Annotated in this window: 12 protein-coding genes; 2 read left to right on the top strand and 10 right to left on the bottom strand. The window is 74.3% G+C overall.

From position 1 onward, the window contains the following. Positions 1 to 8 precede the first annotated feature (8 nt). The 7 genes from IW248_RS11370 to IW248_RS11340 all read right to left on the bottom strand — a co-directional run bounded on the left by IW248_RS11370 (position 9) and on the right by IW248_RS11340 (position 9,214). On the bottom strand, positions 9 to 1,430 hold the full coding sequence (locus tag IW248_RS11370) for a DUF6297 family protein (RefSeq protein WP_196926935.1): 1,422 nt from the start codon (positions 1,428 to 1,430) through the stop codon (positions 9 to 11). Beyond that, positions 1,427 to 2,050: an ABC transporter ATP-binding protein gene (locus tag IW248_RS11365; RefSeq protein WP_196926934.1), complete on the bottom strand. Its 624-nt coding sequence runs from the start codon at positions 2,048 to 2,050 to the stop codon at positions 1,427 to 1,429. The genes IW248_RS11370 and IW248_RS11365 overlap by 4 nt, the downstream gene beginning before the upstream one ends. 40 nt (positions 2,051 to 2,090) lie before the next feature. Then, a complete protein-coding gene (locus IW248_RS11360) occupies positions 2,091 to 4,475 on the bottom strand; it encodes a tetratricopeptide repeat protein (RefSeq protein ID WP_196926933.1) in 2,385 nt (794 codons plus the stop codon). Next, positions 4,472 to 6,238 (bottom strand): ABC transporter permease, encoded by a 1,767-nt coding sequence (locus IW248_RS11355; protein WP_196926932.1) that lies wholly within the window; start codon positions 6,236 to 6,238, stop codon positions 4,472 to 4,474. Before IW248_RS11355 ends, IW248_RS11360 begins: the two co-directional genes overlap by 4 nt. Then, positions 6,235 to 7,515, bottom strand: coding sequence for a type 2 periplasmic-binding domain-containing protein (locus IW248_RS11350; RefSeq protein ID WP_196926931.1), 1,281 nt, complete (start codon positions 7,513 to 7,515; stop codon positions 6,235 to 6,237). The genes IW248_RS11355 and IW248_RS11350 overlap by 4 nt, the downstream gene beginning before the upstream one ends. Continuing rightward, positions 7,512 to 8,144, bottom strand: a complete 633-nt coding sequence (locus IW248_RS11345; protein WP_196926930.1) for an ATP-binding cassette domain-containing protein — start codon at positions 8,142 to 8,144, stop codon at positions 7,512 to 7,514. Before IW248_RS11345 ends, IW248_RS11350 begins: the two co-directional genes overlap by 4 nt. Positions 8,145 to 8,236: 92 nt before the next feature. Then, the gene (locus IW248_RS11340; RefSeq protein ID WP_196926929.1) at positions 8,237 to 9,214 is read right to left on the bottom strand and encodes a helix-turn-helix transcriptional regulator; all 978 of its coding nucleotides are present in this window, start codon (positions 9,212 to 9,214) and stop codon (positions 8,237 to 8,239) included. Between the two features lie 44 nt (positions 9,215 to 9,258). On the opposite strand from IW248_RS11340, the gene IW248_RS11335 reads away from it, so the two are divergent. Next, positions 9,259 to 9,738, top strand: coding sequence for a hypothetical protein (locus IW248_RS11335; RefSeq protein WP_196926928.1), 480 nt, complete (start codon positions 9,259 to 9,261; stop codon positions 9,736 to 9,738). Beyond that, the gene (locus IW248_RS11330) at positions 9,738 to 10,193 is read left to right on the top strand and encodes a hypothetical protein (RefSeq protein WP_196926927.1); all 456 of its coding nucleotides are present in this window, start codon (positions 9,738 to 9,740) and stop codon (positions 10,191 to 10,193) included. The genes IW248_RS11335 and IW248_RS11330 overlap by 1 nt, the downstream gene beginning before the upstream one ends. Here IW248_RS11330 and IW248_RS11325 read toward each other — a convergent pair. The 3 genes from IW248_RS11325 to IW248_RS11315 are packed head-to-tail and all read right to left on the bottom strand — an operon-like array spanning position 10,190 to position 12,191. Then, entirely contained in the window at positions 10,190 to 10,531 is a 342-nt protein-coding gene (locus tag IW248_RS11325; RefSeq protein WP_196926926.1) for a cupin domain-containing protein, read from the bottom strand. The genes IW248_RS11330 and IW248_RS11325 overlap by 4 nt on opposite strands. A 34-nt stretch (positions 10,532 to 10,565) precedes the next feature. Next, positions 10,566 to 11,747, bottom strand: coding sequence for a low temperature requirement protein A (locus IW248_RS11320; protein WP_196926925.1), 1,182 nt, complete (start codon positions 11,745 to 11,747; stop codon positions 10,566 to 10,568). Between the two features lie 24 nt (positions 11,748 to 11,771). Beyond that, positions 11,772 to 12,191 (bottom strand): DoxX family membrane protein, encoded by a 420-nt coding sequence (locus IW248_RS11315; RefSeq protein ID WP_124822560.1) that lies wholly within the window; start codon positions 12,189 to 12,191, stop codon positions 11,772 to 11,774. Between the last annotated feature and the right edge of the window lie 12 nt (positions 12,192 to 12,203).

Here is a 12,203-nt window from a genome sequence, read left to right as displayed (position 1 = left end):
GCCGGGAATCAGCCCAGGAACAGCTGGACGAGGACCAGCACGGCGAGCAGCGCCGGCCCTCGTGACCCCTGCCGCATCAGGTCGACCGGGATCATGCCGAACGGTGTGTTGACAGTCGCGCCGCCGTAGTCGATCGGCGGGCGGGTGCCGGCCCGGAACGCGGCGGCCACCACCCCCAGCGCCAGCGTCGGCGCCAGCCAGGCCGGCCCCGGGTCGACGGTCGGCAGGGTCAGCAACCACCACACGCCCGCGCCGACGGCCGGCACCACCACGTGGATCCCGCGCAGCAGGTTGTCGCTGCCGCCGAGCGCCCGGCGTAGCCCGGGTGAGCGGCTGACCGACCGCAGACCGCCGGTCAGCCGGTTGGCGGCGAGGTACGCGAACACCACCTGCGCGGCCCCGGCCAACCCGGGCAGGGCGAGCGCGGCAGCGTACTGCACCCCGATCAGCGCCGCCCAGATCAGCACGGCGCTCGGGTGGCGGCGCAGCCGGCGTACGTCGGCCTGGAGCAGCGCCCACCAGCCGGGGCCGGGCCGGAACCGGCGGCTGCGAACCCGGCCGATCCGGCGCCAGCGGCGGCTCTCCACGAGGCCGGCGAGCAGGCTCGGATCCAGCAGGATGGTGGCCGTGGCGGCGGCGTTGGCGAACTGCGCGCCGGTGGTCAGGGTGGCCCGGTCGACCCGGGGCAGCGCGCGTACCGCGAGGATCATGCCCACGCCCGCGAGGGGCACCGCAGCGGCGAACAACGCGACGGTCGGCGTCGTCCCCGGCCGGGACAGCCCGTCGCCGAGGCGACCGACGAGCACCACCAGGGCGGTGATGACGGCCGCCGCCACCATCGGCACCGCCCCGACCACTGTCGGCCAGCGTCGCCCCGATCGGCTGCTCTGGGCGACGACGCTGAGCGCCAGCGCGGCGGCGCCCCACCCCGCGCCGGCCGCCGCCGCCCAGCCCAGGGCGGACAGGTCGGTGACCCCGCCGAGCGCCGCCACGGCCACTCCGAGCGCTGCGGTGCCGGCCGCCGCGCCCAGCATCAACAGGACGAAACGCGGCGCCAACCAGGCCCGCCGGTCGATCGGAGCGCTGGTCGCCCAGCTCTGCGTCGCCGGGGTGACCAGCAGCGGGCCCAGCGCGCGCAGACCACGCCAGGCGAGCCCCGCGCCGGCCAGCAGCGCGGCCACCGCCAGCCACCACCGCACGCCCGGCTCGGCCCGCCCCACGGTGGGGGAGTCCAGCAGGTCGCGGCTGGCGCTGATCGCGAACCAGCCGTACATGCCCACGAACAGGACCATGACGTACGCGTCGCCGAGCACGTCGCCGAGCGAATGGTCGTGGTGCCGGCTGCGGGCCTTGCGCAGGTGCGTCCGCACCTGACGGGCGGTCGGCACCCCGGCCGGCGTGTCGGCGATAGTGGCCGGCGCGGCGGTCACTTGCCGATCTCGATGCGCTCGTCGACCACCGCGTCGATCAGCTCCGGGTCGTGCGAGGCCAGCAGCACGGCCGTACCCGCCGCCCGTTCCCGGAGCAGTCGGTCGGCGAGCCACTGTCGCCCGCGGACGTCCAGCCGCTGCTCGGGCTCGTCCAGGATCAGCACCCGGCGTGGCCGGACGAAACAGGACGCCAGCGCCAGTCGGCGACGCTGCCCGCTGGACAGCGTCACCGGCAGCTGGTCGCGGGCCGGCTCCAGACCCAGCTCGGCGAGGACCTCCTCGACCGGCTCGGCGTCACCCCCGTGGGCGTACGCGACCAGCTCCAGGTGCTCGACCACGGACAGGTCGGGGAAGAAGTCGATGTCGTCCAGGGCGGCCGCCACCAGCGCCCGCACCTGAGGATCGGTCTCGTCGGCCCGTCGGCCCTGCACCAGCACCTCGCCCGAGTCCGGTCGGTCGGCGCCGACGACACAGCGCAGCAGGGTGGTCTTGCCGCTGCCGTTGGGCCCCAGCACCACCGCGATCCGGCCCGCCGGGAGCGAGAAGCTCACATCGTCGAGCACGACCAGGTTGCCGAAGTTGCGGCTGAGTCCCCGTACCGAGAGCGCGTCCACGATCACAGAGTCTCCCAGAGCCGTGCCACCGACCAACCCGAGCGACCTACGTCACGCGGCTGTCGGCGTCGTCCTCCAGTCGGCCGTCGGCGGCGGCCAACCCCTGGGCGTCGGCGACCTCCTCGGCCACCGCCGCCGCGTCCGCCCAGTGCCGCCGCGCGTCGGCCCGGTCGCCCAGCGCGGCGCAGGCGTCACCCAGGTAGAGCAGGGTGCGGGCCAGCCCGGCGGTCGGCCGCGTCTCCTCGCGCAGCCGGCGGCTCTCGGCCAGCAGCTCGTACGCCGTCCGTGCCTGCCCCGGGGTGCTGCTCAGCAGAGTCGCCCCGGCGTTGAGCAGTGCCGTCGCCCGGCTGGTCGGATCGTTGACCGACTCGTACTCGCGGAGCGCGGCGCGCCACGCCTGGGCGGCGTCCAGGTGCTCGCCGAGCGCCGCGTGCACCAGCACCAGGTTGGTCAGCGCCGCAGCGTACCCGCGCGCGTCGCCTACCGACCGGAACGTGTTGGCCGCCCGCACCAGGTGGTGGTGCGCGGTGTCCGGTTCTCCCCGGGCCAGCTGGGCCGCGCCCAGGCCCAGCTCGGTGAGGGCGTGGCCGGCACGGTCGGCGCCGGAGCGGTGCCGGCGGGACATCTCCAGGTGCTCCACCGCGTCGTCGAGCTGCCCCAGGTCGAGCAGGGCCAGGCCGAGGTTCATCCGCGCCTGGGCGTTGCCCCGCCGCCCCCGCTCGTTGACCGCGAGGGTGAGAGCGGCGGCCGCCCCCTGGGGGTCGTGCCGGCGTCGGCGCAGCACCCCCAGCTCGTTGTGCGCCCACCCGGCGATCTCCGGGCGGTCGTCGGCGGTCGGGGTGGCCAGCACGGTGCGGCAGACCTGCTCCCACTCGTCGAGCCGCTCGGCGTACGCCAGCCACCCGCACAGCGCCACGGCCAGCCGGAACCACCACCGGCGGACCCGGCGGGGCAGGGTCTCCTTCGCGCCGGCCGGCACCCGCACCACCGCCAGCAGCAGCTCCTGGTGCAGGTCGAACCAGCCGTACGGGTCGTCGTCCAGCGGCAGGGACCACTCCCGGTCCGGTGGGGAGCCGAGCACCGCCAGGTTGGCCGCGTGCCGTTCGGCTCGGCGGGCCAGGTGCCGGGTCAGCCGGGCCTGCGCGGCGACCCGGGCCCGGGCCGGATCCGCGTCCCGCAGGTGCAGCCGGGCGCTGCCGGCCAGCAGGGGACGGATCTCGTACCGGTCGCCGGGCGCGCCGACCACGAACGCCGCGGCGGCCAACCGGTCGAGCAGAGCGGTCACCAGCTCGGGGTGCCGCCCGGCCAGCGCGGCGATGGTGGGCCGGTCCACCGGGGCGGGGACCAGCGACATCAGCCGGTACAGCCGTCGAGCCTGGCGGGGTAGCGCCCGGTACGCGATGTCGCGTTCGGTGACCAGGCGGGCCGCCGGTGAGACGGCGAGCCGCTGGTGCGGTGGCGTCTGCACCGCACGGCGCAGCGCGTCCAACACGTCGGAGTGCCGCCAGCCGTGCTGGGCCGTGCGATAACCGAGCGCGCGGACGGTGCGCGGCTGCCGCCCGCACAGGTCGACGATGTCGCGTACCGCCGGGTCGGTGCGCGGGTCGGCGCGACGGACCCGGGCGGCGGGCGCGGCCCCGCCCGCCGTCGCGAACAGCCCCACCGCCTCGGACGTGCCCGGTTCGGCGATCCAGTGCGCGACCACACCCTCCAGACCGACAAGCGCCGGACCGCCGGCGAGGAGCAGGCGGCAGGTACGCGCGGTGGGCGGCAACAGTGGCCGGACCTGGTCGGGACGGTCGACGTTGTCCAGCACCAGCAGGATCTTGCGACCGTCGAGCTGGCCGCGCAGCGCGTCGGCGGCGGCGGCGAGCGCGTCCGGCCGGCCTGAGGTCGGCGGGGCGGTGCCCAGGATCCGGGCCAACGCGGTGAGCACCTGCCGGGCCGAGCGGGGTCGGCCCCGCCGCCGCAGGTCCAGATAATATTGCCCGTCGGGGAAGTCCTCCCGGCACTGGTTCGCGGCCTGCACCGCGCACGCGGAGGTGCCCACAGCGCGTCGGCCCAGCACCGCCACTGCGTGCTCGCGCGCCAGCAGACCGACCACCGCGTCGACGTGCTCGCCGCGACCGGTGAACTCGGCCGTGTAGGGCAGGGTGGGGGCCCCGGTGGCCGGTGTGGTGAGCACATCCGTCGGTTCGGGGCCGACCTCGCGGCCGGCTCGGCGGCGGCGCACCTCGTACACCACGTAACCCACGACCCCGCTGGCGGCCAGGACGATGGTCACCGGCCCGAGCACGCTCGCCGCCAGCTCGGAGAGGAGATTGCCGGCCAGGTTGCTGGCCACGTTGGCGAGGATGCTGCCGACCACGCCGCCGATCGCGATGAGCGCCGGCCAACGGGAGCCACCGCGCGCGCCACCCGGCCCGGTCACCGGACGCCCCCGGAGACGAGCCCGGCGACCAGGTGCCGCCGCGAGAGCACCACGAGCACCACCGGCAGCACCGAGGCGAGCACCGAGCTGGCGGCCAGCGCGCCACTGTTGCTCACGAAGCTGCGGGTCTGCTCGGCCAGGAACGGCCCGAGCGGCGACGCCCCCGGTCCACCGAACAGCCGACCCACCACCAGGTCGTTCCAGACCTGGACGAACTCCAGCACGGACACCGCCACCACCGCCGACCGGTTGTGCCGGGCCAACCGGCGCAGGGTGTGCCACCACCGGCGCCCACCCAGCCGGGCGTCGCGGACCTGCTCGACCGGCAGGTCGGCGAACGCGTTACGCAGCACCAGCACCGCGAACGGCACGCCCAGCGCGATGTGCACCAGGGCCAGGCCCTGAGCCGTGCCGGAGGAGAGCACCAGGCCCAGCACCTCGTTGACCGGGCCGGCGATGACCTGGATCGGCACGACGCTGGCCGCCAGCAGCAGCAGCCCGGTGGCCTGCGCGGCCGGCCCGGTCAACCAGGCCAACGGGTACGCGGCCAGCAGCGCGACCACCAGCACCGTGGCGGTCACCGCGGTGGCCAGCAGCAGGGTGAAGCCCAGCGTGCGCCACAGCTCCGTGCCGGTGACCAGGTTGCGGTACGACTCGCCATTCGGCGCTGCGGACCACCAACCGCGCGCGGCGGCGTCCACCCTGCCGTGCGCCGACGTGGCGACCAGCACCGCCAGCGGCACCAGCCAGGCGATCGCGGCACCCGCAGCGAGCAGCCGGAACACCCGCCGGGGCGGGGCGACCGGGGCGGGCTCCGGTGCCGCCTCGACGCGCGGCGGGGGCCAGGCCTGCCGGACGAAGAGCGCGGCCACCATGATGCCGCCGATGACCGCCACCAGCCACACCACGCCGAGGGCGGCGCCGTCGCCGGTGGTGGTGCCCCCGGACGTCTGCCAGATCCGCAGCGCCAGCACGGAGGCCTCGTCGCGGACCGAACCGGGGGTCATCACCAGGATGAGGTCGAACGTGCGGCTGGTGCCGACCGCCACCAACGCGAAGACCACAGCTGTCGTCCGCAGCAGCAGTGGCCGCCACTGTGCGTCCCACAGCACATGGCGGCGTCCACCGCCGTAGGCGCGGACCGCGTCGGCGAGACTCGGCGGCACCGCGTCCAGTGCGGACCGGAAGACCAGCACCGCCAACCCGACCCAGGCCCAGACGAACGCCGACATCAACGCGACGGTGACCATCCCCGGCCCGAGCAACTGCGGCGCGTCCTCGACCGGACGGCCGGTCAGTCGGGTCGCGATCAGGGTGGCCAGGCCCCGGCTCGGGTCCGGGTCGTACATCAGCCGGAAGGTGACCCCGGTGACGACCAGCGGCAACGCCACCGGCACCAGGAGGATCAACCGGACCAGCCCGCCCTCCTGGGAGCGGCGGGACGCGGCGGCGAGCAGATAACCCAGCGCCGTCACCACCGCCGGCACCAGCAGGGCCCAGAGGACCGTCCGGCCGACCACCGCGCCGGTGCCCGGGGCGGCGAGCGCGGTCCGGAAGTGCGCCGCGCCGACCCAGCGACCGTCGGTGGTGACGCTGGCGTGCATGGTCCGCAGCACCGGCCACAGCACCAGCCCGCCGAGCAGCACCGCGGCCGGCAGCAGCAGGGCCGACGTCGCGCCGGCTGCCGGATACGCCCGGCCCCGCCGGGCCGGGCCGACGTCGTCGAGGACCGCCAGCTCACCGAGGACCCGCACCTGGCTCATCGGCCGCCCCCCGCGCTGCGGGCCGCCGCGGCGAGCAGGCCGGTGGCCCGACGGATCGCCTCGCTGGCGCGGACCCCGTCGGTGACGTCGGCGAAGAAGCCCTGCATGATCCGCCAGATGCCGACCCCGTCCGAGCCGGTGAACGCGCCGGGCAACTGGTCGGAGAGGTCGAAACGAAGGGTGCCAGGAGTCCGCATCTCCTCGGCGAGCCCCTGGCCGACGCGGTCCCGGTAGCTGCCGATCGCGACGTTGGTGTTGGGCGAGAGGTAGCCGCCGGCGCGCAGCCACGGCTGGAACGAGTCGGCCCTGGTGAGCCACTCGACCAGCTCGACCCCGCCCCGGGCGTCGGCGAACGCCACGGCCGCGTCCCCGCCGACGATCAGTGGGCCGCCGCCCGGCTCGGCGCCCGGGAACCGGAATGTGACAGGCGCCTCCGGGCCGCGCTGGAACGGGTCGGCGACGTCGGCGGTGAAGTCGGCCCCGACGAGCATCACCGCCCGCTTCGTGTGCACCACCTGGATCACCGACTCCTCGTACTGGGTGAGCAGGGCACGACGGCCGCCGCCGACGAACGCCCCGTTGATGCTCCAGAGCCCGGCGAGCCGGTCCAGCGTGTCGCGCACCGGTCTGCCCTGCCAGTCGGCGTCCGCTCGGGCGAGGGCGCTGTAGCTCTCGGGTGCCACGTCGGCCAGGACGTTCTCGAACCAGTCGGTCAGCACCCAGCCGTCTGCGGCGCCGATGGCCAGGGGTGCCGGCCCGCCGGCGCGCCGGGCGAGCGCGCCGAGCTCCTGGGTACGCCGGACCAGCGCGTCCCAGTTGGCCGGCTGCACGGGCAGCACCGAGGGCAGGTGCCAGACCAGCGACTTGTGCGCCGCCTTGACCCAGACGCCGTAGCGCTGGCCGCCCTCGGCCGTCAGCAGCTCGCCCAGCCCGGCGGGTACGGCGTACTCGGTGGAACCGCGCACCGGGCTCAGCCATCCGCGCTGGGCGTACTCGGTGACCAGGCCGGGGCGCGGCAGGATCGCCACGTCCGGGCTGGTGCCGGCCAGGTGTCGGGCGCGCAGGAACGCGTCGATGTCGTTGCCGGCGCTGACCACCTGCACGGGGGCGGGGTAGCCGGCGACGACCTCGCGGAACCGGTCCAGTTCGCTGGTGCTCCAGACCACCGCGACCTGCACCGACCGCGCCCCGCCGGAGCAGCCCGCGGCCAGGGCGGTGGCGCCCGCAGCGGCGGCGCGTAGCAGCGTACGACGGCTCGTTCGGGCGGCCGGCCTCATCGGGGCGCCTCGCTCGGCTCGGTGATCAGCTCGTGCCGCACCGGGATCTCGGCCAGGGTGGCCGGGTCGGCGGTGCAGACCAGCACCGCCACGCCGGGGGCGTCCGGTGGTGAGAGTCGAGGCATCAGGTCACCGAGGCGGCTGTCGCCCGCCGAGCCGGCCGGCAGGTCGACCACCAGCACCTCGGGCAGGCAGGCCGCCGCTCGGGCGAGCGCCACCCGGAACCGCTGGGCGGCGGAGATCTGGTGCGGCAGCAGGGCGAGCGAGAGCGCCAACTCGAGCCGGTCGACCACGGTGGCCGTCCAGTCGTTGGCCACCTCGTGCACCCGTTCGCGTTTGCGCTGGCCGTACTCGATGTTGCGCCGCACGGTGAGCTGCGGCAGCAGCGCGCCGCCGGCGGGCACGTAGCCGATCTGCCGGCGGGGCGGCGGCAGGCCGGTGACGTCCCGGTCGCCGACGAGGACGCGCCCGGTCACCGGCGGGGCGAGCCCGGCCAGCACCCGGGCGACCGCCGTGCCGAAGCGGGGCGGCGCCACCAGGGCGGCGAGCGTGCCGGCGGGAACGTCGAGGGTCACCGGCCCGGTGCCGGGGACGGCGACCAGTGCGCGTAGCCGTAACGTGGCCCTCACCTCCGGTAACCATTGATGACCGTCCCAGGGTGGCACACCGTGCCGACAATCGACGCCCCCGACGCTTCCACTGTGGAGAGGGCCGGGGCTGTTCAGGCGGGGGAGTAGAGCGCGGCGAGCCCGGCCGCCGTGGCCGCCAACCGTTCGCGCAGCGCCACCGGGGTCAGTACCTCGACGTCGGCGCCGAGGCGCAGCAGGTCGCCGTGGGCGTGGGTGAGTGACTCGATCGGCAGCACCGCGGTCACCCAACCCCGCGCGTCCGGTGGCCCGGCGCTGGTGTCCATCGCTGTCACCACCGGATCGCTGCCGATCTCGCGCAGCCGCTCCCGCCCGGCCGGGGAGAGCCGGACGTGGGCCTCGTCGCGGTGCAGCCGGGCCCGGAACTGCACCACGTGCGACCGCCACCAGGACGGCAGGTCGAAGTCGGCGGGTCGGTCGAACTCCTGCGCCAGTGGGGTCAACGCGAGGATCTGGTTGACCCGGTAGGTCGCCGGCGCGCCCCGGCCGGGCTGGTCGGCCACCACATACCAACGGCCGCCCTTGAGCACCAGGCCGTACGGCTCCAGGACCCGGGTCACCTCGCCGTTCCAGCCGCGGTAGCGCACCTCGACGCGGTGCTGTCGCCAGACCGCCTCGGCCGTGCGGGCCAGCTCGGGGGAGGCGTCGCCGTCGGCATACCACCCGGGAGTGTCCAGGTGGAAGCGTTGTTGCAGTTGGGTCGCCCGGCCGCGCAGCGGCTCGGGGAGAGCGGCGTGCAGCTTGAGTTGCAGCGCGGCCACCACGTCGCCGTAGCCCAGCTCGTCGGCGGGGCCGGGCAGCCCGGCGAGGAACAGCCGGTCGGCCTCCTCGGCGGTCAGCCCGGTCAGTCGGGTCCGCCAGCCGTCGACCAGGTGGTAGCCGCCGGCGTGCCCGGCCTCGCCGTAGAGCGGGATGCCGGCGGCGTGCAGTGACTCGACGTCCCGGTAGATGGTGCGGGGGGAGACGGCCAACCGTTCGGCGAGTTGTGTGGCGGTCAACCGCCCGTGCGACTGGAGCAGCATCAGAAGGGAGAGAAGTCGACTGGCGCGCACTTCACTGACACTAGTTGTCAGGGGACCCGTCCTACCGTCCCGACATGGCATTTCGCGACAAGGAACTACGAACGCCCGGATCGGTGCTGGTGGACGGCCGGCACCTCAAGCGTTACCACATCGACCAGCCGGAGCGACCCATCGAACCCGAGGTGGAGAAGGCCGCGTACGAAGAGCTGCCCCTACTCCTGGTCGACCTCGTCGACGACGGCACCCCGGCCGCCGGGTGGGTGGTGCTGCACCGGGGCGCGGACACCGGCGCCTACCTGCTGGCGTACACCTGGGTGTGGGACAACGCGGTGGAGGTCCGTGTCGCCGCGGCCGGGCAGCCGGCGCTGGACTGCCCGGACGACGACCCGACCCACTTCGTCGAGGTACGTCGACCCGCCGTCGGCTGCGTCTGGGAGCTGGCGGTGCTGGAGCACGAGCGGGCCGCCTGGGTGCGGCACATGCTTGCGCCGGAGGCTCCCAACCTGGCTGGATATCTGAACGACTCACGAGTGGAAGGGCCGGTGGGCCACTGATGGGCGACTTCGACTTCTTCAAGGGCACCTGGAACGTCGTCAACCGGCGGCTGCGCAAGCGGCTGGTCGGCTCCGACGAGTGGGAGGAGTTCCCGGGGGTGTCGGTGGCGCACGGCTTCTTCGCCGGCGGCGGTCACTTCGACGAGATCACGTTCCCGACCAAGGGCTCCGCCGGCGCCACGATCCGGGTCTTCGACCCGGCCCGGCAGGAGTGGTCGATCTACTGGATGAGCAGCGACACCGGTGTGCTGGGGCTGCCCCCGATGGTGGGTCGCTTCGTCGACGGGGTCGGCCACTTCTACGCCGACGACCAGCACGAGGGGCGCCCGGTCCGGTGTCGGTTCATCTGGTCGGACATCAGCGCCACCACGGCACGCTGGGAGCAGGCGTTCTCGGTCGACGGCGAGCAGACCTGGGAGACCAACTGGATCATGGAGTTCACCCGGGCGTCCTAGCCGCGGAGACCCGGACCCCGCGAGCCGTACGCGGGGCCGAACACCACAAGCAGCGCCAGGTCCTCGGTCACCTCGTCGAACCGGTGCTCCTCGCCGGCCGGCACGAAGATCACCGAACCCGGGCCCACCTCGGCCGCGCCGTCCGGAGTCACGATCCGGGCCCGCCCCGCGGTGACCACGTAGATCTCATCCTCGGTGTGCGGGCTCTGATCGTCGAGTCCGCCCACCGGGATGCAGTACGTGCCCACCGACAGGTCCGGCACTCTCAGGTGCTCGACCCAGTCGTTGGCGACCCCGGTGGGTGCGGTCCACCGGCCCGCGCCTTCGATGATCAGCATGGCGGAAGCCTAGAGCCTGTGGCGTGAGGGGAGTTCAGGCCGGGTCGCCCACCGTCGCGCTCGGGCGGACGTCGCGGCGGCGTAACACCACGGTCAGCGCCACGAGGGCGACCAGCAGGGCCGCGAGTACGTACACCGGGGCGGGGCCGAGCGGCGCGAGCAGCGCCAGCAGCGCGACGACCGGGAACGCGACGACCACCGCGCCGTGCTGCTGCCGGCGTACGTGCAGCACCCAGACCGTGAGCAGGAAGACGGCGATCGGGACGGCCACCGCGTACCCGGCGATCCTTTCCGAGATGTCCGCGAGGTGCCGCTCGTAGTCCACCGACACGCTCAGGCCGGCGCCGACCGCGGCGATCGCCGCGAAGATCAGATAGTGGCCATAACCCCAGATCAGGGAGTACGGCTGCCGGTCGGGAGCCTCGTTCGGCCGGTCGAAGTAGAGCCACCAGAGCGCGAACACGACGACCGCGCCGGCCGCCGCGAGCGACCAGAGGTCGTGTTCCCCGGCGTCGAGCCCGTCCTGGATCGTCAACGAGACGGCCCCCACCGCCTCACCGAGCACGATCAGGGTGAACAGGCCGTACCGCTCGGTGATGTGCGCCGGGTGCCACGGGGTCATCCCGGGGCGTTCGGCCACCGCCGGCACCAGCAGGTCGGCCAGAGCGAGCAGCACGAACGCCGCGATGCCCCACTCGGCGGGCAGCAGCAATCGCAGCAGCCAGCCGAGCTGCACCACCGTCACGCCGATCGCGTAGCGGCGCGCCGCCGCCCGGTGCGCCGGGTCGCCGATGGCCGCTCGGCTCCACTGCACGACGGCGGCCAGCCGCATCACCACGTACCCGTAGGTGATCACGGTGAAATCGCCGTCGGTGAACCCCTGGGTCACCCCGGCGGCAATGATCAACGCCCCGGCGATCTGCACCAGCGTGGTGATCCGGTAGAGGTCGTCGTCGGTGTCGTAGGCCGAGGCGAACCAGGTGAAGTTCATCCACGACCACCAGATCGCGAAGAACACCATCAGGTACCTGGTCAGCGCGTGGCCGAGGTGGCCCTCGGAGACGTCGTGGTGCAGGTTGCCGGCGGCCTGCGCCACGGCCACCACGAAGCACAGGTCGAAGAAGAGTTCCAGCGGCGTGGCCGTGCGGTGCGGCTCGTCGCGACGATGAGGGCGCATCGGCCGGTAGAACGGCCGCAGCGACCGAGACTGGGTCACCGCAGATCCTCCGGCGCCCGCCGGTCAGCCGCGCCGACGGCCGTGGGTAAGCCCCTCCAGCACCAGGGTCAGGCCCGCCCCCACCAGCCACACGTCCTTCGCGAGCCCCGCGCCCTGCTGGGTCGGGCGGATGCTGCCGGGTTCGCGCATCCCCGGCGTCTTCAGGTACAGCTGCGCCAGGCCCGCGCCGAACGCGGTCAGGCCGAGCCCGACCAGGGGCGCCGGGACGAACGGTGCGATCAGCGCGGCCCCCAGGGCGATCTCCGAGTACGCCAGCAGCTTGGCGAAGCGCGCCGGCTCCAACTGGCCGAGCTGGGGCATGGCGGCGACCGCCATACCGTGCAAGCCCTCCGCGGCGGTGCCCTCCAGGGTGCGCTTGCCCAGACCCGAGTTGAGGAAGTACGCGCCGATGCTGACCCGCAGTGGCAGGTGCGCGAATTTCATTGTCACTCCCGT

The sequence above is a fragment of the Micromonospora ureilytica genome, assembly GCF_015751765.1.
Lineage (GTDB): Bacteria > Actinomycetota > Actinomycetes > Mycobacteriales > Micromonosporaceae > Micromonospora > Micromonospora ureilytica.
The sequence above is the reverse complement of the archived record's forward strand: the minus strand, read 5'-3'. Positions and strand labels throughout refer to the sequence as shown.